We start from the raw sequence: 23,655 nt of genomic DNA on the forward strand, positions 1-23,655 counted from the left end.
GAGTCGGGCAGCATGAACACCGTGCCGCCCCGTCATGCGCCGCTGCTCGCCGCCGCCTGCGCGGTGGTCACGCTCGTGCTCGGCCTGCCGTTCGCGGGCGAGCGCTCCGCGGGGGCGTTCGACGCCGCGATCGAGAAAGGCGTGGAGTCCGCGTTCGGCGACGGCCTGCTCACCGCGTTCGTGCTCCCCACCGAGTTCCCCGTGGTGCTCGGAGCGCTCGCCGTTCTCGTCGCCGTCGCAGGAGGGCGCAGGCGCTGGGACCTGGTGGCGCTCGTGGTCGCCGCGCCCACGGTGGCGATCCCGGTCAACACGTGGGTGCTCAAGCCCGCGTTCGGCCGCCACTACGACGACCATCTCGCCTACCCGAGCGGGCACACGGTGAGCCTGGTGACGGTGCTGACCCTGCTGGCACTGTTCACGGCGCCGGGTGCGCGACGTCTCGCGACGGTCGTCGTGGGCGCGATGCTCACCGCGCTCGCCGGGATCGGCATGGTCGGGCTGAACTACCACTACCTCACCGACGTGGTGGGCGGCGCGGCGTTCGCGGCCGCGGTGACGCTCGGACTCGCCTCGGCCGGAGCCGCCTCAGCCGGACACCGGCGAAGCCGCGGCGTCCCGGGCGAGCGCCGTGAGCCTGCTGACGGCGCGTAGGTACTTCTTGCGGTAGCCGCCCGCGAGCATCTCCTCGGTGAACAGCCCGCCCAGGGACCCGCCGGACACGAGCACCGGGATCGCACGGTCGTAGAGCCGGTCGGCGAACGCCACGAGCCGCAGTGCGATGGCCTGGTCGTCGGCGGGGCGCACGCCGCGCAGGTGCACGGCGGAGACGCCGTCGACGAGCCTGCCGTAGCGGGAGGGGTGCAGGCGCGCGAGGTGGTCGCACAGCGCGTCGAAGTCGTCGAGCGTCGAGCCGGGCCGCGCCTCGGCCGACGCGGTCAGCTCCTCGTCGGCGAGCGGCTCCGGCGGGTCGGGCAGGCCGCGGTGCCGGTAGTCGGGCCCGTCGACCCGCACCACGTCGAACTTCGCCGACAGCGCCTGGATCTCGCGCAGGAAGTCCTCCGCGGCGAAGCGCCCCTCTCCGAGCTTGTCGGGCAGCGTGTTGGACGTCGCAGCCACGTACACGCCCGCCTCGGTCAGCTCGCGCAGGAGCCGGTTGACCAGCATGGTGTCGCCGGGGTCGTCGAGCTCGAACTCGTCGATCGCGAGCAACCGGTGCTCCGAGAGCCGCCGCACGGCCTCGGCGAACCCGAGCGCGCCCACCACGTGCGTGAGCTCCACGAACGTGCCGTAGGACTTGGGGCCCGGCACCGCGTGCCAGATCGAGGCGAGCAGGTGGGTCTTGCCGACGCCGAAGCCGCCGTCGAGATAGAGGCCCGGCTTGCCCTGCTCGGCCTTCTTGCCGAACAGCGACCGCCAGCCGGATCTGGGCTTCGCCTCACCGACGCGCTCCGCGAACGCCGAGCACGACTCCACCGCGGCGGCCTGGCTCGGCTCGCCGGGGTTGGGCACGTAGGTCGAGAAGCGGACACCGTCGAAGCGAGGCGGCGGCACGAGCGTGGTGATCAGCTCGTCGGCGCCGATCTCGGGCTGGCGTTCGGTGAGCTTCCCGGCAGGCATGAAAGCCAGGTTAACCGCCCCGGATGGCCTGGCCCCGCTCGCCGTGCTGGGATGTGATCCGTGCACCAGTTGTGGCCCGTACCAGCCGACCCGACCTCGTCCGGCCCCCTGACCGACGCGGACCTGGAACGCATCTACGCCTATCCCGCCGGGCTGACCCGGCCGTGGGTGCAGGCCAACTTCGTGTCCTCGGCCGACGGCGCCGTGACCGTGTCCGACCGCTCCGAGGGCCTGTCCCACCCCGCCGACAAGCGGATCTTCGCGCTCGGCCGGGACCTCGCCGACGTGGTGCTGGTGGGAGCGGGCACCGTCAAGGCGGAGAACTACCGCGGCGCGCGGGCCGGCGAGCGCCGCGTCGAGCGCAGGCGGCGGCTCGGTCTCGCCGACGTGCCGCCGATCGCCGTGGTAACCGGGCGCTGCACGATCGAGCCGGACGACCTGATCGTCACCGACACGACCGTGCCGCCGATCATCCTCACCACCGAGGCCGCGTCCGCCGGCCGCAGGGCCGCGCTCGCCGACGCCGGCGCGGAGGTGGTGGTCGCCGGGGAGCACGGCGTGGACGTCAAGGCCGCGCTGGACGTGCTGGCCGCGCGCGGGCTCTACCGCGTCAACTGCGAGGGCGGGCCGCACCTGTTCGCGACACTCGTCGCCGAGGACCTGGTCGATCAGCTGTGCCTCACGCTCGCGCCGCTGCTGGCCGGTGCCGGCGCGGACCGCATCGTGACCGGGCGGGCGACCGACGTGCCGCGCCGGATGGAGCTGGCCTCGCTGCTCCACGAGGACGGCTTCACGATGCTGCGCTACCGCAGGGCCGTACGCGAGGACTGACCCGTTCGGGCGAATCCGGGCGCGCCGGGGCTCGCGCGAGGGCGGTCGCGGGGGTTCCATCTCAGAACGCCCCCGGAGAAGGAAGAGGCGCCCATGACGACGATCGCGGAGCTCGCGGACCGGATCGCGCACGCGGTGAGCGCCGATCCGGCCGTGGTCCGGCTCGACGCGGGATCACTCGGCCTCGTCGCCACGTACGTGCCCGGCGGGCGGGTGGCGGGTGTGCGCGTGGCCAGTCCGACCGGGCCGGTGGTGCTCGGTGTGGTGCTGTACCTGGACCGGCCACTGCCCGAGGTGACGGCCCGGCTGCGCGAGCTGGTGCGGTCCGTGGCCGGGGACATGGCGGTGAACGTCGAGGTCGCCGGTGTGGTCTCCACTGTGGACGATGCGGGCGGGTTGCCGCCGCGCTGACCGCGCAGGCGCGTACGGTGAGCACATGCCCCTGCCGGTGACACCGCCCGTCAAGCCCATGCTCGCCAAGGCGGCCAAGCGGATCCCGGACTCCGCGGACCTGTTGTTCGAGCCGAAGTGGGACGGCTTCCGCTGCCTCGTCTTCCGCGACGGCGACGAGCTGACCCTCCAGTCACGCTCGCTCAAGCCCCTCGACCGGTACTTTCCCGAGGTCCTCGCCGAGCTGGCCGAGACGCTGCCCGAGCGCGTGGTTCTCGATGGCGAACTGGTGGTCGGCCGCGGCGGCAGGCTCGACTTCGACGCGCTCACCGAGCGGATCCACCCCGCGGCGAGCCGCATCAACCTGCTCGCCGAGCAGACTCCCGCGAGTTTCATCGCCTTCGACGTGCTGGCGATCGGCGACCGCGCGCTGCTGGAGGAGCCGACGAGCGCGCGCAGGGAGGCTCTGACGGAGCTGGCGGGCGAGGACATCCGCCTGACGCCCGCGACCACCGACCCCGCCACCGCGCGGCACTGGTTCGAGCTGTTCGAGGGCGCCGGGCTGGACGGCGTCATCGGCAAGCCGCTCGCCGAGCCGTACGTCCCCGGCAAGCGCTCGATGGTCAAGTACAAGCACTCCCGCACGGCCGACTGCGTCGTCGCGGGCCTGCGCTGGCACGTGGACACCGAACCCGGCGAGTCCGTGGGCTCACTGCTGCTCGGACTGCACGACGACGCCGGTGTGCTGCACCACGTCGGTGTGGTCGGCGCGTTCCCCGCGCAGCGGCGGAAGGAGCTGGCCACCGAGCTGGCGCCACTGATCACCGAGGGCCCGCACCCGTGGCTCGGCGACGCGGTGGTGGAGCACCAGCGCCTGCCCGGCGGGGTCAACCGCTGGCGGCCGAACGAGCAGCCGTGGGTGCCGTTGCGGCCAGAGCGCGTGGTCGAGGTCGGCTACGAGCACACCGAGGGCGGGCATCCCGCGCGGTTCCGGCACACCGCCCAGTTCGCGCGCTGGCGGCCCGATCGCGACCCCGCGTCGTGCGACTACGCCCAGCTCGACGAACCGGCGCGCTACGACCTCGACGCCGTCTTCCACGGCGAGGTCAGGCGAACCCGCTAACGTCCCCCTCACCGCCCGCATGCGAGGGTTGACCGCGTCGCAGGGCTCCAGCCAGGGGAAGTGAGGACCGAACCAGTGCCGCGCCGTGGTCGTGCCCGTCGTCTGACCGTCGCCGCGCTGGCCGGGGGGCTGATCCTCGCAGGGTGCACGGCGGGGCCGTCCACGCGGCCCGCCGTGGTCGAGAACGACGGCCCGGCCCCGTCCGGGCAGCCGACCACGCCCCGGCAGGTGCCGCTGCCCGGCCTTGAGGAGCCCGGCGCGAGCGACATCGCGTGGGCCGACTGCGGCCCGGAGACCCGCGCCCGGCTCGGCGACCGGCAGGTGCCCGGCACGCTGGACTTCTCGTGCGCGCGCATCACCACGACCCTCGACGCGCCAGACCTGCCCCGCCGCGGCATCACGCGCATGGCCCTGCTGAAGGTCGGCACGGGCCCCATCCCGCTCGCGGTGGTCAACGACGTCGACGGCGAGCCCGGCACCCTCTACGCCGCCCGGCTCGCCGCGCGGCTGCCCGAGGCGCTGCTGCGGAAGTTCCACCTGATCGGCATCGACCGCAGGGGCACCGGCGACTCCGACGCGGTGCGCTGCATTCCCAGCGAGGTGCGTGCCACCCTGCTCGGCCACGACCCGGAGCGCGGGGTCGAGCCCGCGCTGGACGCGGCCCGCACGGCGGGCCAGCAGTGTGCCATCAACCTGGAGGAGGAGCAGGGCGCGCTCGACAGCTGGCGCGCGGCGGGCGATCTCGACGAGCTGCGCCAGCAGCTGGGGCTCGACCGCCTCAGCGCGCTCGGCCACGGCGAGGGCTCGAAGGTCGTCGCGATCTACGGCGCCCGCTACCCGGACCGGGTCGGCCGGGTGGTGCTCGACGGCGTTCCCGACCCCTCGGCCGACCTCGCCGCTGTGCTCGACGGCGTCGCGGGCGGCGCCGAGGCGACGCTCGACGCCTTCGCCGAGGACTGCGCGAGCCGGGGCTGCCCGCTCGGCGCCGACGCGCGCGCCGCCGTGACCTCGCTCGCCGATCAGCTCGCCGGGGCTCCGCTGGTGACCGACAGCGGGGTGACGCTCGGGCGGGCGCTGTCCCTGCGAGCCGTCCTCACGGGGCTCGCCGAACGGGAGCGCTGGCCGGAGCTCGCCGACGCCATCGCCGCGGCCAGGGGTGGCAACGGGGGCCCGCTGACGGCGTTCGTCGAGCCGTACCTGCTGGACAGCGACGTGGCCGCGGCCCGGCTCGACGGCGCGCTCGCCACACGCTGCAACGACACCTCGACGCGGCTGCCCGCCGATCAGCTGACCCGGGTCACCGGGGAGCTCGGCACCAAGCACCCGGTGTTCGGCGCACTGGTGGCGCAGGAGCTCACGTGGTGCAGCCCGTGGCCGAGCCGCAGGGAGGCGCTGCCCGAGATCGGGGGCGACGGCGCCCCGCCGATGGTCGTGGTGAGCACCGCGACCGACCCGGTGACGCCCGAGCAGGGCACGATCCGCGCGGCGGAGCAGATCCCGAGCGCGGTGCGGATCGCGTGGCAGGGCGCGGGCCACGGCGCCCTCGGCTCGCCCTGCGTGGCTGAGGCCGTGCGCGCGTTCCTGGCCGACGGCAAGGTCCCGAGGGACGGCACCCTCTGCCCCGCCTAGCTCCCGCGGTAAGGGCCAGCCGCAGTGAAGGCCACCATGCCTGCGTTGATCGAACACAGCGGCGCGCAGCGCCTCCGTTTGGGTGGTGGCGGGAGACGGGTGGGCGCAGGCATGGTGGCCTTCACTGCGGCTCGGTCAGCTCCGCCAGCACGGGGCGGTGGTCGGACGCCGTTGTCGCGGGCACGGAGGCGTGCGTGGCGCGCAGCGGGCCGGAGAAGGTGACGTAGTCGATGCGGGACGCCGGCGCGGATGCCGGGTAGGTGCGGCCCTCCCCCGCCCCCGGCGCGGCCCGCCAGGCGTCGGTGACGCGGGCGAACAGCGGCGCCAGCTCGGGCGCGTCCGGCTCCGCGTTGAGGTCGCCCGTCAGCACCTGCCGCGCCCCCGGCGGCGCCCGGTCGAGGACGGCGACCATCTCGCGCACCTGGGTCGCCCGCACCGCGGGGTCCGGCCGGTGGTCGAGGTGAGTGACGTAGACGTGAACCGGCTCGCCGCGCACCGACACGACCACCTCGGCGAAGCCGGGCGCGAGCTCGGGCACCGGATCCGGATTCACCGTGGGCAGGCGGGTGAGCTGGTGGTTCACCGCGGCCACGATCGGGTGCCTGCTGAGCACCGCCACGCCGTACCGGCGCCGCTGCCCGTGTCCCGGCTCCGGGTCCAGGTCGTAGATCGGCGCGAAGAACACCCGCATGCCGGTGAGCCGAGCCAGCTCGGCCGCCTGGTCCGTGTAGCGGCTGCGCTCCGACCAGTGCACGTCCACCTCTTGAAGGCCCACCACGTCGGCCCCGGTCGCCCGGATGGCCTCCGCGGTCCTCACCAGGTCGAAGGTGCCGTCCACTCCGGTGCCCGCGTGCACGTTGAAGCTCAGCACCCGCAGCGTCGTCTCCTCGCGCGCGCCCGCCCCGGGGGTCGCGAGCAATACCACGGCCAGTGCGATGACGATCATGCGGCGGCCTCGCATGGCGATCAACTTACTGCCACTTGACGCGGACCGTGGGGGATGTTTCGCTGACGCGCGGTGAATCTTCTGTCGTTGCTCGCTGGCCTGACCAAGCGCGACCCGCACGCACTCATCGCGATCGATGCCGATCCCGGACAGCCCGTTCACGTGAGCCGCTCCGAGCTTTGGCGGCGCACGCTTCAGCTGCGCGCGGATCTCGCGACGGCGGGCGTCGGCCGTGGTGACGGCGTGGTCGTGTGGCTGCCCAACTGGTCCGACGTCCTGGACTGGCACATCGCGGCCGCGTCGCTCGGCGCCCACGTCGTGGGTCTCGACCCGCGCACCGCGCGGGAGGCCGTGGTTCCGGTGCTCGGCAGGACGAGGCCGAGGGTCGTCGCGCTCCCGGCAGGCGAGAACGGCAACGGGCTGGTCGCGGCGCTGCGGGAGGCCGTCGCCGCCGCGGACGCGCCCGTGCCCGCGGTGGCCGTGATCGCGGGCCCGAACGGCAGCGCGCCCATCGACCCCTCGCCGTGGGACATCGGCGGCGGGGCGTGGCTGCCCAGCGCGACGACGGCGGGCATGCCGATGCCGAAGACCCGCGGCGACGAGCTGGCCGTGGCGTTCGCGCCGGGGCTGGCCGCCCACCGCGAGTCGGCGATCGTGCGGCACTCCCTCGCCGTGGCCGAGGCACTCGGCATCCGCGACAACGACCTCATGGCGTGCACGGGGCCCCTGACCGGCGTGCCCGGCTTCTGCGTCGCCTTCGCCGCACTCGCGGGCGGTGCCGGCTGTCTGCTGGAGCCCGACTGCGACGAGGACACACTGCTCGACGACATGGCCCGCTTCGGCGCCACCCAGCTCGTCGCCGACGAGGGCACCGCGCGACGACTCGCCGGGGCGTGGCACCGAGGGCATCGCCCTCTGCCCACGTGGCGCTGGCTGGGCGTGCTCGGGACGACGGGTGGCGATCCGGAGGCTCCGGGCTGGGCCGAGAAGGAACTCGGGGTCGTCAGCACCGGCGTCTACGGCTCCGCGGAGGTGCTCGTTCCCTCGGCGCTCTGGCCGGGCGACTCGCCAACGCCGGCCCGGTGGCACGCGGGCGGCAGGACGGTGTCGTCGGAACTCGAGGTCCGAGTGACGGACCCGGTGTCGGGGCGGGCGCTGCCCGCGGGTGAGCAGGGAGAGCTGCAGTTCCGCGGCTACGCGGTCGTGGACGCCTACCTCGGCCACCCGGAGCCCGAGCCACCGCCGCTCACCGACGACGGCTGGTTCGCGACCGGCGACCTCGGCGTGCTCACCGCCGACGGCGGTTTCCGCTGTCTTGGCCGGGTGAACGGTCACCCGGGCACCTGAGGACCTTGTGCCCTATGGGCACCGACCGGACCAGCCGAATACTGCCCTGATGAGCGACGCCGACATCCGGCGCATCGACGAGCTGAGCACCACCGCCGCCCTGCGGCTCCTCGGCACCGTGGCGTTCGGGCGGGTCGCCTTCACCCTCCACGCGCTGCCCGCGATCCGGCCCGCCACGCACGTGCTCCACGAGGGCGACGTGATCATCCGCAGCCACTCCGGCTCCGAGCTCAACTCGGCGGTGGGACAGATCGTGGCCTACGAGGCCGGCGTCATCGACCCGGAGCACCAGCTCGGCTGGAGCGTGAGCATCACGGGCAAGGCCGAACTCGTGAGCGGGACCGCCGCCGAGAGGTGCGAGCTGCTGCTGCGGCCGTGGACAGGCCTGCGGCCGGGCGCGCTCATCCGGATCCCGCCCGAGTTCGTCAGCGGCTACGCCCTGCGCAACGGCACCGCGTGAACGACCCCCAAGGCCACCTTTGTTGCGTTGAGCGCAACAAAGGTGGCCTTGGGGGGCAGTCGGCACCGCGGCGAACGGGGCCGTCACCGCGTCAGTCCGGGCGGGCCCTGCTGGGCTGCACGCGCTTCGGCTCCCCCGCCATCTTGGGGTGGTCCGGCGGGTAGGGCAGGTCGCCGAGTCCGTGGTCCCGCTGATCGCGGGCGTACCACTCGAGCAGCTGCTCGATCCCGAACGCCTCGCCGTCGATGCCCGCGTGCGGGTTGCCGCGCTCGGCGAGCAGGCCCGGCACCGTCAGCACGTCGAAGTCGTCCGGATCGGCCTCGGCCAGCTCGGCCCAGGTCAGCGGCATCGAGACGGTCGCGCGTGGCGTGCCCCGCACCGACCACGCCGAGGCGACCGTGCGGTCGCGCGCCGCCTGGTTGTAGTCGAGGAACACCCGGCCACCACGCTCCTCCTTCCACCACGCGATCGTCGCCCGGTCCGGCGTGCGCCGCTCCACCTCCCGGCCCAGCGCGATCACCGCATGCCGCACGTCGACGAAATCCCAGTCCGGCCGGATACGGACGAGCACGTGCACGCCGCGACCACCCGACGTCTTCGGATAGCCGGTGAGGCCCGCGTCGGCAAGCACCTCGCGCACCACGCCGGCGACGTGCACGGCGTCGGCGTACCCGGCGGTGTCCGGCGGGTCGACGTCGATGCGCAGCTCGTCGGGGTGATCGGTGTCGGCGCTGCGCACCGGCCACGGGTGGAAGTCCAGGGTGCCGAGGTTCGCCGCCCACGCGAGCACGGCGGGCTCGGTGGGGCACACCTGGTCGGCCGTCCGGCCCGACGGGAACGTGACCCGCGCCGTGGCCACCCACCCGGGAGCGCCCTTCGGCAGGCGCTTGGCGTAGAAGGGCTCGCCCGCGACGCCGTCGACGAAGCGTTTCAGCGTGGTCGGCCGGTCGCCGATCGCCAGCAGCAACGGATCCGCCACCGCGAGGTAGTACTCCACGACCTGGCGCTTGGTAATGCCGCGCTCGGGGAAGTACACCTTGTCCGGATTGGACACCCGCACCGTGCGCGCGCCGACCTGGTACTCCACCGCTTCGCCGTGTCTGGCCACCACGTGAGCTTAGCCGTGAACGCGCGTGCACTACCGTGAAGAGGTGGCAGGCAGAACCAAGATGATCATCGGACTCGTCCTGGTCGTGGCGTTCGTGGTGGCGGCGCTCACCCTGCCGGTCCCCAGCCCGGCCGAGCTGCGCGCGACGGCCGAGGACGCGGGCGCCGCCGCGGTGGTGCTGTTTCTCGTGGCGTACGCGGTGTTCACCGTGATTCCCATACCCCGCACGGTGTTCAACCTGGCCGCCGGCCTGTTGCTCGGCGACGTGGTGGGCATCGTGGTCGCGCTCACGGCCACCGTGGTGTCGGGCCTGCTCGGATTCCTGCTGGCCAGGGGCCTCGGCCGGGACGCCGTCTTCCGGCAACTGCACCGCACTCCGGTCCGCGCGGTCAACGACCGGCTCGCGGACGGCGGTGCGCTGGCCGTCGCGTCGCTGCGGCTGATTCCCGTGATTCCCTTTGCACCGTTCAGTTATTGCTGCGGCGTGTCGTCGATCCGGTTGCGCCCCTACCTGCTGGGAACCGCGCTGGGCAGTTTTCCCGGCACCGTCGCGGTGGTCGTGCTCGGTGACGCGCTCACCGGGACCACGCCGCCGCTTTTGCTTGCCTGCTATGTGGTCTTCGCCGGACTGGGCGCGCTAGGGTTGCTCCGCGTCATCCGCACGACAGGACCGGCACAGCCGCATCCCCCGGAACCTGAACGCGCGCTGAACTGATCCGGCGCACACCGGCGGTTCACGTGGGTCATCGAGTGGACACCGCTACACTCGGTCGGGGCGCGAACCGGATCATCGCGCTGGGTCCATTCACGATCGCGAGAAGCAGCCGAGGAGTAGGCGTCATCGACACCGGTCAGTTGATCGCAGGCCACTATCGCCTCGTCGAGCACATCGGCAGCGGTGCCATGGGCATCGTCTGGCGGGCGATCGATGAGCGTTTGGAGCGTTCGGTCGCCGTCAAGCAGATCCTGACGCAGCCGGGGCTGAGCGAGTCCGAGCGGGCCATCGTCCGCCAGCGCGCCATGCGCGAGGCGAAGAACGCCGCGCGCTTCCAGCATCCCAACGCGATCGTGGTGTTCGACATCGCCGAGCACGAGGGTGACCCGTGTCTCGTCATGGAATACCTGCCCTCGCAGAGCCTCTCCGCGATCCTGGCCGAGCGTGGCACTCTGCCCGTCGCCGAGGTGGCGAGGATCGGAGAGCAGGTGGCCGCGGCGCTGGTGGCGGCGCACCGCGCGGGGATCGTGCACCGGGACATCAAACCGGGCAACATCCTCATCGACGACAACGGCGTCGCCAAGATCATGGACTTCGGCATCTCGCGGGCCAGCGGCGACCTCACCCTCACCCAGACCGGCCTGATCGGCGGCACGCCCGCCTACCTGGCTCCGGAACTCGCTCGGGGCGCCGATCCGAAGCCCGCCTCCGACGTCTTCTCGCTGGGCGCGACGCTGTACCACTCCATCGAGGGGCTCCCTCCCTACGGCGACAGCACCAACCAGCTCGCCCTGCTGTACGCCGCGGCCAGCGGCAAGCTGAACCCGCCCACCCGTTCCGGCCCGGCGACGGCCCTGCTCATGAGCCTGCTTCGTTCCGAGCCGGAGGAGCGGCCCAGCATGGCCGAGGCGCGTGACCGGCTCGCCGCGCTCGCCGCGGGCGAGAGCAACGGCAAGGCCCTCGGCGCGACCCTGGTCTCTCCCCCGCTGGGCCTGGCGCAGCAGGGCGGCCCGAAGCCGGTGACACCGGCTTCGGCGTCCGTCACGCCGCCGTGGCAGCGCAACCAGGCTCCCAGCGGCCCGCCGCGCAATCCGACCACGGCGGGCACGCCGGTGCCCCCGCCTCAAGAGCCCGCCGGCAGCGGCGGCTCGAGACGCAAGCCGCTCGTGTTCGGGGCGATCGGTGCGGCGGTGGTCGTCATCGCGGTAGTGCTGGCCATCGTGCTCACGTCGAGCGGCAACGACGAGAACCCCAACGCCGGCGGCAACTCCCAGACCCAGGCCCCTCAGACGTCCACCCAGACCTCGCCCACCTCCCCGACCTCTCCCTCGCAGGCGGCGCACAGCGGCAGCCAGGTCGACTGGAAACTGGCAGGCGGGGTCGTCGAAGCCTTCTACACGAACCCCGCCGGGTCCTGGAGCCGGCTCTCCCCCGCGGGCAAGGCCGCCTACGACAACGACCCCGAAGAGTTCGCCGAGTACTGGGAAGACCACACGGTCCGGTCGTTCCGGGGCATCAGCGCCTACAAGCGAGAGAACAACCCCGACGGCTCGGTAGACATGCAGCTCACCGTCGACATCGGCGACGGTCCGCAGGTCATGACCATGCGCGTGATCGACTCCGGCGGCACCCTGTTGATCGACGGCAACACCCGGCCGGACAACAGCTCCTCGGGCTGATGGGCATCCCGCCCCGCGTGCCCTACCGTGGAGGTATGCGCGACGACCAGGCATCCCGGCGCAGCTCGCGTTTCGACGACGAGCTCATCGGCCTGGATCCGGACGACCCCGAGGCTCAGGCCTTCGCCGCCCACCTCGACCGCATGGAGCACTGCGAGCCCGCGTTCACGATCGAGGGCTCGCTGCGCGGCGTCTCCGAGTTCGCCGAGGGCAGCAACCGCGCGGGCGGCCTGCGCTGGCTCGTCGCCGTGCTGGTGGTGTGCCTGATCCTCGTCGGCGTGCTCGTCACCGCGTGGGACACGCTCGGCAACCTCCTGGACTGGCTCGCCAGGTAGCCTGGAAGGCATGGAACACGCCGCCGGAACGTCCCCTCGCGTCCAGAAGACCGACCACGAATGGCGCGCCCAACTGAGCCCCGAGGAGTACGCCGTGCTCCGCCAGGCGGCCACGGAGCGGCCCTTCACCGGCGAGTACACCGACACCAAGACCACCGGCGTCTACGAGTGCCGCGCGTGCGGCACCGAACTGTTCCGCAGCGACACGAAGTTCGACAGCCACTGCGGCTGGCCGTCGTTCTACGACCCGGCCGACACCGACGCCGTGATCCTGCGCGAGGACCGCTCACTGGGCATGGTGCGCGTGGAGGTGCTGTGCGCGACGTGCCACAGCCACCTCGGCCACGTCTTCGAGGGCGAGGGCTACGGCACGCCCACCGACCAGCGCTACTGCATCAACTCGATCGCCCTGCGCCTGGTGCCCGCCGAAGCGTAGCCCGGCTCAGACCACCTCGACCGCGCACGGCAGGCCGTGGGCGCGCGCGAGCCGGGGGTCGGCCGTGAGCAGCGGCAGTTCGAGCCGCGCGGCCAGCGCCACGTAGAGCGCGTCGTAAAAGCGGATCCGGTCCCGTAGCTCCCAGGCACCGCGGGCGAGTGGGCCCGCATGCGGGTAGCGGGCGTCGAGCAGGGCGTCCAGCGACCAGAGCGCCGCGGACGCGACCTCCTCGCCGAGTGCCCCCTGCAGCGCCCTTCGCCGCACGACGTCACCCACCTCCGCGTCGAGCAGATGCGGTGCGTGCAGTTCCGCGACGCTCAATCTCTCGGCCAGCGCCTGTGCCGTCGCGTCGGCTCCGGTCAGCGCCTTCACCATCGCCGACGCGTCGACCACCAGCTCATCGGCCACGGGCGGCGGATTCCTCGCCCGGCCAGGGACCGCGGATCGCATCGAGGTCGGCAAGGATGCTCTCGGTGGTCACCCCGGTCCCCGTGTCGGCGGCCAGCGCGGAGCGGGCCGCGTCGAACGCGGCCTTCTTCTTCGCGCGCCGGGCGAGCACCGAGGCCTGCTCCTGCATGTAGGCCTGCAGCGACTTGCCCTCGGCCTCCGCGGCCTCCCGCAACGCCTGGTAGTCCTCGTCCCGGACGTTGCGGATCTGGATCGTCGCCATAGCGCTAGTTTAGCGCTACGGCAGGTTGCGGACGAGCTCACCCGGCTCGACGCGCGTGCCCGTGTAGAACGGGATCTCCTCCCGCACGTGGCGGCGCGCCTCGGTGCCGCGCAGATGCCGCATGAGGTCGACGATGCGGTGCAGCTCGTCGGCTTCGAACGCCAGGATCCACTCGTAGTCACCGAGCGCGAACGAAGCGACCGTGTTGGCCCGCACGTCCGGGTAGCCGCGCGCCTCCTTGCCGTGGTCGGCGAGCATCTTGCGCCGCTCCTCGTCGGGCAGCAGATACCACTCGTAGGAGCGGACGAACGGGTACACGCACACGTACTTGCGCGCTTCCTCGCCCGCCAGGAACGCCGGGATGTGGCTCTTGTTGAACTCGGCGGGCCGGTGCAGCGCCACCTGGCTCCACACCGGCGAGGAGACCCGGCCGAGCGGGGTGCGGCGGAAGCCGGTGTAGGCGGCCTGGACCTGCTCGACCTCCTCGGCGTGCCACCAGATCATGTAGTCGGCGTCGGCCCGCAGGCCCGCGACGTCGTACACGCCGCGCACGACCACGCCCTTGCCCTCGAGCGCGTCGAGGTACGCGGTGGTCTCCTGCGCGGAGGGGCCGCGGTCCTCGGGCAGTTTGCCCGCATCGACCTTGAAGACCGACCAGGCGGTGTAGCGGATGGTGTCGTTGAGTTCTTGGTAGTTCAGGCGCGCCATGGCCCTAGTTTCCCACCACGCGCCGGACGGCGGCGTCGGCGGTCGCGATACAGGCGGGCACGCCCACACCGTGCAGCGCGGCGCCCGCCACGGCGAGGCCCGGCACCTCCGCCACCGCGCGTTCGACGCGGGCGACCCGGTCGAGGTGGCCGACCCCGTACTGCGGCAGCCCGCCGCCCCAGCGTTGCACGACGGCGTCGACGGGCTCGGCGGTGACCCCGGTCAGCTCGGCGAGGTCCTCGCGCACCAGCCGCAGCAGCTCCTCGTCGGTCGCGCGCAGGCGCTGGGCCTCGCCGAAGCGGCCCACCGAGCCCCGGATGAGCACCGGCGCGCCGTCGGCCGCGTGGTGCGGCCACTTCCGGGCGGAGAAGGTGAACGCCTTGGCCGCGAACGGGGTTCCGTCCGCGCGGCGCTCGCGCTCGCCGATGAGCAGGCCGGACGCGCGTGGCAGCTCCGTGCCCGGCGGCAGCGCAAGCCCGACCACCGCCATCGAGGCCAGCTCGACCCCGGCCAGCGCTTCCGCGGCGGCGGGCGCGACGTCCGCGAGGAGCCGGCTCGCGGCGGGCGCGGGCACGGCGAGCACGACGGCGTCGGCGTCCAGCTCAGCGTCCTGGGGCGCGTGGGCCGGTGCGGCGGCGCCGAGCGTGAGCCGCCAGCCGCCCTCCGGCAGCATCCGCAGCGCCCGCACGGGAACGCCGAGCCGGACGTCGGCCGCGGCCTCCTTCGCGAGGCGCTCGGCGAGCGTGCCGAGCCCGCCGGTGAGCGTGGCGAACACCGGTGCCGTGCTCGGGCTGGCCGGCAGCTGCGCCGCGGCGGCCTCGGTGAGCGACGAGGCGCCCGCGTCGACCGCGGCCGCGAGCCCCGGCATGGTCGCGCGCAGGCCCAGTCCGTCGGCTCCCCCGGCGTAGACGCCGCCGAGCAGCGGATCCACGAGCCGGTCCACCAGCTCGTCACCGAAGCGCTCCCGCAGCAGCCCGCCCAGCGACACGTCCCGTTCCGGCAGCGCGAGACCTGGCAGCCGCGACTCCGCCTCGACCCGTCCGCGGCCCTCCTCGGAAAGCACACCGGCCACGGCGTCGCCGGTCGCGGGCACACCCATGAGCGTGCCGCGTGGCAGCGGCAGGGTCCTGCCGCCTGCCCGCACGGTGGCCGAGGCGGCCGCCGGATGGGTCAGCTCGTCCGCCAGCCCCACCTCGCGGGCCAGCGCGAGCCCTTCGGGCCTGCGCGCGAGGAACGCCTCGGCGCCGATGTCGAACGGGCGGCCCGCAAGCTCGACCGTGCGGAGCTTGCCGCCGAGCAAGGGCGCCGCCTCGCACACGGTGATCCTGGCGGTGTCGCCGAGCCGCTTGCGCAGCCGGTAGGCGGCGGTGAGCCCGGAGATCCCTCCCCCGACGACGGCGACCCTCACGATCTCCTCACAGACTGTGCACCAGCTCCACGACGCGGGTGAGCACCTCGGGGTCGGTTTCGGGCAGCACGCCGTGACCAAGGTTGAAGATGTGCCCGCCCGCCGCGCGCCCCTCGGCGACGATCCGCCGGACCTCGGCCTCGATCACCGGCCACGACGCCATCAGCAGCGCGGGGTCGAGGTTGCCCTGCACCACCGGCGCGGGCCGGTCGGGTAGCGCGAGCCTGCGGGCGGCCTCGTCGAGCGGCACCCGCCAGTCGACGCCGATCACGTCGGCGCCCGCGTCGCGCATCGCCGTGAGCAGCTCGCCGGTGCCGACGCCGAAGTGGATGCGCGGCACGCCGTACTCCCCGACGCCCGCGAGCACCTTCGCCGAGTGCGGCAGCACGAACTCGCGGTAGTCCTTCGGCGAGAGCGCGCCCGCCCACGAGTCGAACAGCTGCACCGCGTCGACCCCGGCGTCGAGCTGGGCCCTCAGGAAGGCAAGCGTGATGTCGGCGAGCCTGCCCGCCAGCTCGTGCCACAGGCGCGGTTCGGCGTGCATGAGCGCCTTGGTGTGCTCGTGGTTACGGCTGGGGCCGCCCTCGATGAGGTAGGACGCGAGCGTGAACGGCGCACCGGCGAACCCGATCAGCGGTGTGTCGCCGAGCCGCTCCAGCAGCAGCCCGATCCCGTCGGTGACCGGGGAGACCTGGGCGGGGTCGAGCGAAGGCAGCGCGGCGACGGCCTCCGCGGTCCGCACCGGCGCGGCCACCACGGGACCGGTGCCGGGCACGATGTCGATGTCCACCCCGGCGGCGTGCAGTGGCACCACGATGTCGCTGAAGAGGATCGCGGCGTCGACGCCGTGCCTGCGCACCGGCTGGAGGGTGATCTCGGCGAGCATCTCCGGGTCGGCGCAGGCCCGCAGCATCGACACACCCTCGCGCAGCGCGCGGTACTCGGGCAGCGACCGGCCCGCCTGGCGCATGAACCACACGGGCACCCGCGAGGGGCGGCCGCCCCGCGCCGCGACGAGCAGCGGGGCGTCGGTGAGGTCGCGGCGCGCCGTGGGTGGGTTCGCGCGCGAGACCGGAGGCGAAGGAGGCAAGGGAGGCACTGTCATCATCGTTATCGTGCCATGACCTGATAGAGAGCCGATTCTCGGCGCGTCCTGGCCCGGCCCCGACGGGGCGCGCTCTACAGTCGGGCGGTGACCGCCATGACGCAGGCGCCGGAGGAGTTCCGAGACGCCGTCGCAGCGCTGCAATCGGTGCGTCCCCGGCCGGAGGTGAGCCTCGAGCCGATCAGGGCGCCGCAGCGGCTCGCGCCATGGTCCTACGCGCTGGGCTGCGAGACCACGGGTCCCGGCGACGTGCCGGCGTCCGGGCGGCTCGTCCTGCTGCACGACCCCGAGGGCCAGGAGGCCTGGAACGGCGTCTTCCGGCTCGTCGTGTACGTGCGGGCGGAGCTGGACCGGGAACTGGCCACCGACCCGTTCCTGCCGGCGGTCGGCTGGTCGTGGCTCACCGACGCGCTGGAGTCCTCGGGAGCGTCGTGGACGGCGCTGGGCGGCACGGTCACCGAGACGTCCTCGGCCCGCTTCGGCGACATCGCGGGGCCCTCGCGGACCGACGATCTGGAGCTGCGGGCGTCGTGGACGCCGACGAGCGCGGAGCTGCGCCCGCACGGCGAGGCGTTCTGTCAGCTCGTCGCGAGCTACGCCGGCCTTCCGCCAGTCGGAGTAACGCTGTTCGAACAGCGCCAAACCTCGTAGCGCGACCCCCGGCCGGGCTCGTTCCGGCCTCCCGCGATACTTCCTGTCGCACCACCGGCCGCGCGAGCCGCGTGCACGCGGCGTCTGCACGAGCCGTTTGACCTCCGCAAACTTAGTACATCGCCAACAGTGCGCGCTTCGTTAACCACTCGCCGTGTATTGACCCGAACGTGCTACACGAGCGGCAGCGAGTAACTACCCGATCGGGATAGATACCCGTTCGAACGCCCCACTGACCCACTCGGGCGGCTAGAGTGCATCCGACGACACCACTTTCGGTCTAAAGCTGGCGCGGCTGATTGGCCGAAAGTCCCGGTGCCGGTCGGGGGGCACGACCGACTCCAGGGAGGTAGTGACGTGGCTGCCGTCGGCTTTTCGCAGGCCGTTCGTTCCACGCCAGCCGGTGCCTTGCCGGCGAGCATGGTTCCGCATCCGCGGGAAGAGTTGTTTTCCGTGCTGGTGGTCGATGACCACCCACTGTTGAGGGAGGCGATTGCCGCACGACTGGCGCAGATGGGCGCCGGGACGGTGCACGAGGCCGCGACGGTGGCCGAGGCGAGGGCGAGAGCGGCGGCCACGGGGCCGTGCGACCTCGCGATCCTCGATCTCGGACTGCCGGACGGCAGTGGCATCGAACTGGTCACCGAGCTCCGCAGCAATGGCTGGCCCAGGGTTGTGGTGCTCGCCTCGTCGGACGACCCCTACGCGGTCCGTTCGGCGTTCCAGGCGGGGGCACAGGCCTACCTGCTGAAGTCCGCGTCGCCCGTGGTGGTCACCGACGGCGTGCGCAGGGTTCTCGAGGGCGGCGTCTACGCCGACCCGAGCGTGGCCCCTGTGCTGGCCACCGGCACCAGGGTCGCGGGCACCGACAACACCCCGCGCGAGCTCTCGGCGCGCGAGGTCGAGGTGCTGCAGCTGGTCGCGGACGGTCAGTCGAACAAGGAGATCGGTGAGGAGCTGAGCCTCTCCGCGCTCACGGTGAAGTCGCACCTGTCGCGGATCGGGCGCAAGCTCGGCACCGGCGACCGGGCGCAGATGGTGGCGCTGGCCATGCGGGCCGGCGTCATCCGTTAGTCGCAGGGCGTCCCTACGGGACGGGCGAGCCAGGCGCGGTGAGCTCGTCCCGTAGGGTTCATTCTTGTGGAAAACGCAGATCACGCCTCCGAGATGCCGGAGGAGTCTGCGCCCATACCGCTGACGGAACCGGCCGGGGGCACTCCCCCGGTCATCTCCGACGTCGCCGCGCTTCGTGAGGCGTGCGACCTGCTGGCTGCCGGCAGCGGCTCGATCGCCGTCGACACCGAGCGGGCCTCCGGGTACCGGTACTGGCCCAAGGCCTACCTGGTGCAGGTGCGACGCGAGGGCGCCGGCACCTTTCTCATCGATCCCATCCCGCTGCGGGACGAGCTCAAACCACTGGCCGAGGTGCTGAGCGGCTCCGAATGGGTGCTGCACGCCGCCTCACAGGACCTGCCGTGCCTCGCCGAGCTGGACCTGCGCCCGCCGTCGCTGTTCGACACCGAGCTGGCGGGCAGGCTCGCCGGCTACGAGCGCGTCGCCCTGGGCACGCTGGTCGAGATGCTGCTCGGCTACCAGCTGGAGAAGGGCCACAGCGCCGCCGACTGGTCGAGGCGGCCGCTGCCCACCGACTGGCTCAACTACGCCGCACTCGACGTCGAGCTCCTCGTGCCGCTGCGGGACAAGCTCGAGGCCGACCTGTCCGCGCAGGGCAAGCTCGAGTGGGCGCGCCAGGAGTTCGAGGCCGTCCGCACCGCCCCTCCGCCCGCGCCGAGGGCCGAGCCGTGGCGCCGGACCTCCGGCATCCACAAGATCCGCACGGCCAAGGGCCTCGCCGCCGTGCGCGCGCTGTGGGAGGCGCGCGACGAGCAGGCCCGCAAGCGCGACCGCGCGCCGAGCCGGGTGCTGCCCGACAGCGCGATCATCAACGCCGTGCTCGCCGACCCGCGCACCAGCGCGGACCTGCAGGCGCTGCCCGTGTTCGGCGGGCGGGTGCAGCGGCGTTACACCAGCAACTGGCTGCGGCACCTGCAGGCGGCGCGGATGCTGCCGGCCTCGGAGCTGCCGAGCACGTCGGTGCCCAACGACGGCCCTCCCCCGCCCAACCGGTGGGCCGACAAGGACCCGGACGCGGCCGCCCGGCTGGCGGCGGCGCGCGCGGCGCTGACGAGCCTCGCCGAGCACCACCGGCTACCGGTTGAGAACCTGCTGCTGCCCGATCTGCTGCGACGGACGTGCTGGCGGCCGCCTGAGGACCGCTCGCCGGACGGCGTCGCGCAGGTCCTGCGCGAGAACGGTGCCCGCCCGTGGCAGGTGGAGCTCACCGCCACCGAGCTCAGCAAGGCGTTGCACGCCACCGCCTGACCCGTGGCTGTGAGCCACTCGACAGGGGCGCCACCCTGGTTACCGGGCGGTAACTAAGGCTATGGTGCGGCTATCCGAGTTACCTCGACCTTCCGCACCAAGGAGCATCCGTGGCCGCATCCGTGCGCACCGTGGCCTTCGTCGAAGGGGTCCGAACCCCCTTCGGCAAGGCAGGCGACAAGGGCGTCTACGCCCACACGCGGGCCGACGACCTCGTCGTCAAGGTCATCCGCGAACTGCTGCGGCGGCACCCCGAGCTGCCGCCCGAGCGCGTCGACGAGGTCGCGATCGCCGCGACCACGCAGATCGGCGACCAGGGCCTGACCATCGGCCGCACCGCCGCGCTGCTGGCCGGGCTGCCCAAGTCCGTGCCCGGCTTCGCGATCGACCGCATGTGTGCCGGCGCCATGACCGCCGTGACCACCACCGCGAGCGGTATCGGCTTCGGCGCCTACGACGTCGCGATCGCCGGCGGCGTCGAGCACATGGGCAGGCACCCGATGGGCGAGGGTGTGGACCCGAACCCGCGGTTCCTCGCCGACAGGCTCGTCGACCCCTCCGCGCTCGTGATGGGCCAGACCGCGGAGAACGTGCACGACCGCTTCCCCGCGATCACCAAGCAGCGCTGCGACGCCTACGCCGTGCGCAGCCAGGAGCGCTTCGCCGACGCCGTGAAGACCGGCAAGATAGGCCCCGACCTGGTGTCTGTCGCGACGCGGCACCCCGAGCTGGGCTGGGGCCTGGTGACCGAGGACGAGCCACCCCGGCCCGGCACCACGATGGAGGGCCTCGCCGGGCTGAAGACGCCGTTCCGTCCGCACGGCAGGGTCACCGCGGGCAACGCGGCCGGCCTCAACGACGGCGCAACCGGCGCGCTGCTCGCCGAGGAGTCGACCGCCCGCGAGCTGGGCCTGCCCGTCGGCATGCGGCTGGTCGGCTACGCCTTCGCCGGGGTCGAGCCCGAGGTGATGGGTGTCGGGCCGGTGCCCGCGACCGAGAAGGCGCTCGCCAGGGCGGGCCTCTCGATCGGCGACATCGGGCTGTTCGAGATCAACGAGGCGTTCGCGGTGCAGGTGCTCGCGTTCCTCGACCACTTCGGCATCTCCGAGGAGGACCCACGCGTCAACCAGTGGGGCGGCGCGATCGCGTGCGGTCACCCGCTGGCTTCGTCGGGCGTGCGGCTCATGACGCAGCTCTCGCGCCAGTTCGCCGAGCGGCCCGACGTCCGCTACGGCCTCACCACGATGTGCATCGGCATCGGCATGGGCGGCACCGTCATCTGGGAGAACCCGAACTGGGAGGGGACCAAGTGATTACCCAGGAGCAGGCCGAGCTGGCCTTTCCCGACGAGGTGGTCACGCGCGCGGTGACCCGGCTGGTGCCCGTTCCGGGGCTGGCCGCGCCGGTCGCGCTGATCACGATCGACAACGGGCACGACCACACCCGGCCCTCAACCTTCGGGCCCCAGGGCCTGGTGAGCCTGAACGCGGCGCTGGACGAGGCGATCGCCGCCGAGCCCGCAGCGATCGCGGTCACCGGCAAGCCGTTCGTCTTCGCCGTCGGCGCCGACCTCTCGGGCATCGAGCGGGTCGCAGACCCGGAGGTGGCGCGGCTGATCGCCCAGGCAGGGCACGACGTGTTCCGCCGGTTCACCGAGTCGAAGATCCCCACGTTCGCGTTCGTCAACGGCGCGGCGATGGGCGGCGGGCTCGAGCTCGCGCTGTCGTGCCACTACCGCACGCTCTCCGACAACGCGGCGGCGCTGTCGCTACCCGAGGTGTTCCTCGGCCTGTTCCCCGGCTGGGGCGGCACGCAGTTGTTGCCGAACCTGATCGGCGCCGACCCCGCCGTGACGGTACTCGTCGAGAACGCGCTCAACCAGAACCGGATGCTCAAGCCGGCGCAGGCGGCGAAACTCGGCATCGCCGACGAGCTGCTCGGCTCCGCCGACTTCCTCGAGCAGTCGCTGCTGTGGCTGGCGAAGGTGGTGCGCGGTGAGATCACGCCGGACCGGCCGGAGATCGACCGCGGCGAGGCGTGGGACGCCGCGCTGGCGCGCGCGAAGTCCCTTGTGGACAGTAAGACGAAGGGCGCCTCGCCGGGTGCGGCCAAGGCCGTGGAGCTGCTGGAGCTTGCCCGCACGGCCGATCTCGACACCGGGTTCGCCGCCGAGACCGACGCGCTTGCCGAGCTGCTGCTCACCGACACGCTGCGGGCTGGGCTGTACTCGTTCAACCTCGTGAACAAGCGGGCGAAGCGGCCCGCGGGCGCACCGGAGAAGTCGCTGGCACGGCCGGTGAACAAGGTCGGCATCGTCGGCGCGGGGCTGATGGCGAGCCAGCTGGCGCTGCTGTTCGTGCGCAGGCTCAAGGTTCCCGTGGTGCTCACCGACATCGACCAGGAGCGGGTCGACAAGGGAGTGTCCTATGTGCACGACGAGATCGGCAAGCTGCTGGCGAAGCAGCGGATCTCGCCGGACGAGGCCAACCGGCTGACGACGTTGGTGTCCGGCTCGCTGGACAAGGCCGCGTTCGCCGACGCGGACTTCGTGATCGAGGCCGTGTTCGAGGAGCTGGGCGTCAAGCGGACCGTGTTCGCCGAGGTCGAAGCGCACGTCGGCCCGGAGGCGATCCTCGCGACCAACACCTCGTCGCTGTCGGTCACCGCCATGGCGGCGGAGTTGAAGCACCCCGAGCGCGTGGTCGGGTTCCATTTCTTCAACCCGGTGGCCGTGCTGCCGCTGCTGGAGATCGTGCGCGGCGAGCGCACCGACGACGCCGCGCTGGCGACCGCGTTCGCCGTGGCCAAGCAGCTGAAGAAATCGAGCGTGCTGGTGAAGGACGCGCCCGCGTTCGTGGTGAACCGGCTGCTCACGCGGTTTCTCGGCGAGGTGCTGGCCGCGGTGGACGAGGGCACGCCGTTCGAGGTGGCCGACTCCGCCCTCGACCCGCTGGGCCTGCCGATGTCGCCGCTGACGCTGCTGCAGCTTGTCGGGCCGCCGGTGGCGCTGCACGTCGCGGAGACCATGCACGGCGCGTTCCCGGACCGGTTCGGGGTGAGCGAGAACCTCAGGCGGTTCGTCGAGGCGGGCAAGTCGTCCGTGTGGCAGTGGGACTCCTCGGGCAACCGGACCGTCGACCCCGAGGTGGCGGCGCTGTGGCGGCAGGGCGAAGCGCCGTCCACCGCGGAGCAGGTGCGCGAACGGGCGCTCGGCGCACTGGCCGGGGAGGTGCGGATCATGCTCGACGAAGGCGTGGTCGCGGAGGCGCAGGACATCGACCTGTGCCTGATCCTCGGCGCGGGCTGGCCGTTCTGGCTGGGCGGCATCACGCCGTACCTGGACCGCACCGGCGTCTCGGAGCGAGTGAACGGCAAGCCGTTCCTGGCCCCCGGCGTCGCCTCGGTCCCCTCCTCCTGAGCCCGTGCCCCAGCCGCAGTGAAGGCCACCTTCACTGCGTTGAACGCAGTGTTGTGTCTCGGTTGATCTGTCGCAGGGTTGTCTCGGTTGTTGTGTCACAGGTTAGGCGGCTGGGGTGAGTTTGCCCTGGTAGGTCTTGGTGTGGTCGAGGTGGATGTAGCCGATCGGGTCGCCGTTGCTGGTGTAGGCGGTGGCCCGGTCGTGGTCGGCGATGATGGTGATGGTCTGTGTGGCGTGGGCGGTGCCGATGCGGATGCGGTGGCCGCGGCCGAGGTTGATGGTGCCTTTGTCGCTGACTTTGAGCTGGTGGATGGTGGCGTCGTCTTGGACGGGCGGGTGCTGGGGCCCGCCGAGGTGGGTGGCGGTGTGCCAGGTGTCGTGCGGGGTGCGGCGGCCCAGCGCGCTGTGTCGGCGGGTGTTGTAGTGCTTGCGGTAGGTGGTGAGCAGGGTCTGCAGCTCGGCCAGGGTCCTGGGCTGGACGGGTTGGTGGGCGAGCCAGCGTTTGAGGGTCTGGTGGTGGCGTTCGACTTTGCCGCAGGTTTGCGGGTGATACGGGCTGGAGTGGATGAGCCTGCTGCCCCAGCCGGTGACGGTGGTGGTGAACGCGGAGGGCTTGGCGTTGGCGCGGTGCCGTGAGGTGAAGGCGGATCCGTTGTCGGACAACACGATTGCCGGTGCCCCGAACTCGGCGACGGCC

25 protein-coding genes are annotated in these 23,655 nt (G+C 72.6%); 16 read left to right on the forward strand and 9 right to left on the reverse strand.

The annotated features are described in order from the left end of the window. The first annotated feature begins 12 nt into the window (after positions 1-12). Complete coding sequence (locus tag DI005_RS34020) at positions 13-651, forward strand: phosphatase PAP2 family protein (protein WP_112266901.1); 639 nt, start codon at positions 13-15, stop codon at positions 649-651. Here the strand turns inward: DI005_RS34020 and zapE are convergent. Next, entirely contained in the window at positions 586-1,617 is a 1,032-nt protein-coding gene (gene zapE / locus DI005_RS34025) for a cell division protein ZapE (protein ID WP_113644817.1), read from the reverse strand. The two genes, DI005_RS34020 and zapE, sit on opposite strands and share 66 nt — an antisense overlap. A gap of 60 nt (positions 1,618-1,677) precedes the next feature. Here zapE and DI005_RS34030 point away from each other — a divergent pair, with 60 nt between their 5' ends. The 4 genes from DI005_RS34030 to DI005_RS34045 all read left to right on the forward strand — a co-directional run bounded on the left by DI005_RS34030 (position 1,678) and on the right by DI005_RS34045 (position 5,590). Continuing rightward, positions 1,678-2,448, forward strand: coding sequence for a pyrimidine reductase family protein (locus DI005_RS34030; protein ID WP_113644818.1), 771 nt, complete (start codon positions 1,678-1,680; stop codon positions 2,446-2,448). A 93-nt stretch (positions 2,449-2,541) separates the two neighbouring features. Beyond that, positions 2,542-2,859, forward strand: coding sequence for a hypothetical protein (locus DI005_RS34035; RefSeq protein ID WP_112266907.1), 318 nt, complete (start codon positions 2,542-2,544; stop codon positions 2,857-2,859). 25 nt (positions 2,860-2,884) lie between these two features. Continuing rightward, on the forward strand, positions 2,885-3,961 hold the full coding sequence (locus DI005_RS34040) for an ATP-dependent DNA ligase (protein WP_113644819.1): 1,077 nt from the start codon (positions 2,885-2,887) through the stop codon (positions 3,959-3,961). Positions 3,962-4,036: 75 nt separating this feature from the next. Next, on the forward strand, positions 4,037-5,590 hold the full coding sequence (locus DI005_RS34045; protein WP_113644820.1) for an alpha/beta hydrolase: 1,554 nt from the start codon (positions 4,037-4,039) through the stop codon (positions 5,588-5,590). Between the two features lie 121 nt (positions 5,591-5,711). Here the strand turns inward: DI005_RS34045 and DI005_RS34050 are convergent, their stop codons facing one another. Further along, the gene (locus DI005_RS34050; protein WP_113644821.1) at positions 5,712-6,551 is read right to left on the reverse strand and encodes an endonuclease/exonuclease/phosphatase family protein; all 840 of its coding nucleotides are present in this window, start codon (positions 6,549-6,551) and stop codon (positions 5,712-5,714) included. 57 nt (positions 6,552-6,608) lie between these two features. Here DI005_RS34050 and DI005_RS34055 point away from each other — a divergent pair, with 57 nt between their 5' ends. Together DI005_RS34055 and DI005_RS34060 are read left to right on the forward strand one after the other, a co-directional pair. Next, a complete protein-coding gene (locus DI005_RS34055) occupies positions 6,609-7,883 on the forward strand; it encodes an AMP-binding protein (protein ID WP_113644822.1) in 1,275 nt (424 codons plus the stop codon). Positions 7,884-7,932: 49 nt separating this feature from the next. Next, positions 7,933-8,343, forward strand: a complete 411-nt coding sequence (locus tag DI005_RS34060) for a pyridoxamine 5'-phosphate oxidase family protein (protein ID WP_112266915.1) — start codon at positions 7,933-7,935, stop codon at positions 8,341-8,343. Between the two features lie 91 nt (positions 8,344-8,434). Here DI005_RS34060 and ligD read toward each other — a convergent pair whose 3' ends face one another. Beyond that, positions 8,435-9,451 carry a non-homologous end-joining DNA ligase gene (gene ligD, locus DI005_RS34065; protein ID WP_112268228.1) on the reverse strand — a complete coding sequence of 339 codons (1,017 nt, stop codon included), beginning with the start codon at positions 9,449-9,451 and terminating at the stop codon, positions 8,435-8,437. Positions 9,452-9,512: 61 nt separating this feature from the next. Between ligD and DI005_RS34070 the strand changes: the two genes are divergently transcribed. The 4 genes from DI005_RS34070 (at position 9,513) to msrB (ending at position 12,616) form a co-directional block, all read left to right on the forward strand. Further along, positions 9,513-10,166 carry a TVP38/TMEM64 family protein gene (locus tag DI005_RS34070; protein WP_113644823.1) on the forward strand — a complete coding sequence of 218 codons (654 nt, stop codon included), beginning with the start codon at positions 9,513-9,515 and terminating at the stop codon, positions 10,164-10,166. Positions 10,167-10,306: 140 nt separating this feature from the next. Beyond that, positions 10,307-11,845 carry a serine/threonine-protein kinase gene (locus DI005_RS34075; protein WP_112268229.1) on the forward strand — a complete coding sequence of 513 codons (1,539 nt, stop codon included), beginning with the start codon at positions 10,307-10,309 and terminating at the stop codon, positions 11,843-11,845. 35 nt (positions 11,846-11,880) lie between these two features. Continuing rightward, positions 11,881-12,180, forward strand: a complete 300-nt coding sequence (locus DI005_RS34080; RefSeq protein WP_112266919.1) for a hypothetical protein — start codon at positions 11,881-11,883, stop codon at positions 12,178-12,180. A gap of 10 nt (positions 12,181-12,190) precedes the next feature. Continuing rightward, entirely contained in the window at positions 12,191-12,616 is a 426-nt protein-coding gene (msrB, locus tag DI005_RS34085; protein ID WP_113644824.1) for a peptide-methionine (R)-S-oxide reductase MsrB, read from the forward strand. Between the two features lie 6 nt (positions 12,617-12,622). On the opposite strand, the gene DI005_RS34090 is transcribed toward msrB, so the two are convergent. From DI005_RS34090 to hemE, 5 genes are read right to left on the reverse strand one after another with little or no spacing between them, the layout of a single operon-like run. Beyond that, on the reverse strand, positions 12,623-13,024 hold the full coding sequence (locus tag DI005_RS34090; protein WP_228714042.1) for a type II toxin-antitoxin system VapC family toxin: 402 nt from the start codon (positions 13,022-13,024) through the stop codon (positions 12,623-12,625). Then, positions 13,014-13,286, reverse strand: coding sequence for an antitoxin (locus DI005_RS34095; RefSeq protein WP_228714041.1), 273 nt, complete (start codon positions 13,284-13,286; stop codon positions 13,014-13,016). Before DI005_RS34095 ends, DI005_RS34090 begins: the two co-directional genes overlap by 11 nt. Before the next feature lie 15 nt (positions 13,287-13,301). Then, a complete protein-coding gene (gene hemQ, locus DI005_RS34100; protein ID WP_113644826.1) occupies positions 13,302-13,994 on the reverse strand; it encodes a hydrogen peroxide-dependent heme synthase in 693 nt (230 codons plus the stop codon). Between the two features lie 4 nt (positions 13,995-13,998). Further along, on the reverse strand, positions 13,999-15,405 hold the full coding sequence (gene hemG, locus DI005_RS34105; protein WP_113644841.1) for a protoporphyrinogen oxidase: 1,407 nt from the start codon (positions 15,403-15,405) through the stop codon (positions 13,999-14,001). Between the two features lie 4 nt (positions 15,406-15,409). Continuing rightward, entirely contained in the window at positions 15,410-16,507 is a 1,098-nt protein-coding gene (hemE, locus tag DI005_RS34110; protein ID WP_113644842.1) for a uroporphyrinogen decarboxylase, read from the reverse strand. A gap of 96 nt (positions 16,508-16,603) precedes the next feature. On the opposite strand from hemE, the gene DI005_RS34115 reads away from it, so the two are divergent. The 5 genes from DI005_RS34115 to DI005_RS34135 all read left to right on the forward strand — a co-directional run bounded on the left by DI005_RS34115 (position 16,604) and on the right by DI005_RS34135 (position 22,958). Then, a complete protein-coding gene (locus DI005_RS34115) occupies positions 16,604-17,158 on the forward strand; it encodes a DUF3000 domain-containing protein (RefSeq protein WP_112266929.1) in 555 nt (184 codons plus the stop codon). Positions 17,159-17,515: 357 nt separating this feature from the next. Further along, a complete protein-coding gene (locus tag DI005_RS34120) occupies positions 17,516-18,232 on the forward strand; it encodes a response regulator transcription factor (RefSeq protein WP_110338478.1) in 717 nt (238 codons plus the stop codon). Positions 18,233-18,325: 93 nt separating this feature from the next. Then, positions 18,326-19,540, forward strand: a complete 1,215-nt coding sequence (locus DI005_RS34125; protein WP_199543460.1) for a ribonuclease D — start codon at positions 18,326-18,328, stop codon at positions 19,538-19,540. 122 nt (positions 19,541-19,662) lie between these two features. Continuing rightward, positions 19,663-20,853: a thiolase family protein gene (locus tag DI005_RS34130; protein ID WP_112268235.1), complete on the forward strand. Its 1,191-nt coding sequence runs from the start codon at positions 19,663-19,665 to the stop codon at positions 20,851-20,853. Beyond that, positions 20,850-22,958, forward strand: a complete 2,109-nt coding sequence (locus DI005_RS34135; RefSeq protein WP_113644828.1) for a 3-hydroxyacyl-CoA dehydrogenase NAD-binding domain-containing protein — start codon at positions 20,850-20,852, stop codon at positions 22,956-22,958. The genes DI005_RS34130 and DI005_RS34135 overlap by 4 nt, the downstream gene beginning before the upstream one ends. Positions 22,959-23,060: 102 nt before the next feature. On the opposite strand, the gene DI005_RS34140 is transcribed toward DI005_RS34135, so the two are convergent. After that, positions 23,061-23,655, reverse strand: a 595-nt coding sequence (locus tag DI005_RS34140; protein ID WP_147263864.1) for an integrase core domain-containing protein, incomplete at its 5' end; no start/stop codon positions are given.

Source organism: Prauserella sp. PE36 (assembly GCF_003311655.1).
Lineage (GTDB): Bacteria > Actinomycetota > Actinomycetes > Mycobacteriales > Pseudonocardiaceae > Prauserella_A > Prauserella_A endophytica.

Excerpts from the sequence above, each read along its gene's own strand:
- DI005_RS34050 (WP_113644821.1), bottom strand. The coding sequence starts at position 6,551 with ATGCGAGGCCGCCGCATGATCGTCATCGCACTGGCCGTGGTATTGCTC.
- DI005_RS34125 (WP_199543460.1), top strand. The coding sequence starts at position 18,326 with ATGCCGGAGGAGTCTGCGCCCATACCGCTGACGGAACCGGCCGGGGGC.
- msrB (WP_113644824.1), top strand. The coding sequence starts at position 12,191 with ATGGAACACGCCGCCGGAACGTCCCCTCGCGTCCAGAAGACCGACCAC.
- DI005_RS34060 (WP_112266915.1), top strand. The coding sequence starts at position 7,933 with ATGAGCGACGCCGACATCCGGCGCATCGACGAGCTGAGCACCACCGCC.
- DI005_RS34095 (WP_228714041.1), bottom strand. The coding sequence starts at position 13,286 with ATGGCGACGATCCAGATCCGCAACGTCCGGGACGAGGACTACCAGGCG.
- DI005_RS34070 (WP_113644823.1), top strand. The coding sequence starts at position 9,513 with ATGATCATCGGACTCGTCCTGGTCGTGGCGTTCGTGGTGGCGGCGCTC.
- DI005_RS34115 (WP_112266929.1), top strand. The coding sequence starts at position 16,604 with ATGACGCAGGCGCCGGAGGAGTTCCGAGACGCCGTCGCAGCGCTGCAA.
- hemE (WP_113644842.1), bottom strand. The coding sequence starts at position 16,507 with ATGACAGTGCCTCCCTTGCCTCCTTCGCCTCCGGTCTCGCGCGCGAAC.
- DI005_RS34035 (WP_112266907.1), top strand. The coding sequence starts at position 2,542 with ATGACGACGATCGCGGAGCTCGCGGACCGGATCGCGCACGCGGTGAGC.
- DI005_RS34080 (WP_112266919.1), top strand. The coding sequence starts at position 11,881 with ATGCGCGACGACCAGGCATCCCGGCGCAGCTCGCGTTTCGACGACGAG.
- hemQ (WP_113644826.1), bottom strand. The coding sequence starts at position 13,994 with ATGGCGCGCCTGAACTACCAAGAACTCAACGACACCATCCGCTACACC.
- DI005_RS34020 (WP_112266901.1), top strand. The coding sequence starts at position 13 with ATGAACACCGTGCCGCCCCGTCATGCGCCGCTGCTCGCCGCCGCCTGC.
- zapE (WP_113644817.1), bottom strand. The coding sequence starts at position 1,617 with ATGCCTGCCGGGAAGCTCACCGAACGCCAGCCCGAGATCGGCGCCGAC.
- DI005_RS34040 (WP_113644819.1), top strand. The coding sequence starts at position 2,885 with ATGCCCCTGCCGGTGACACCGCCCGTCAAGCCCATGCTCGCCAAGGCG.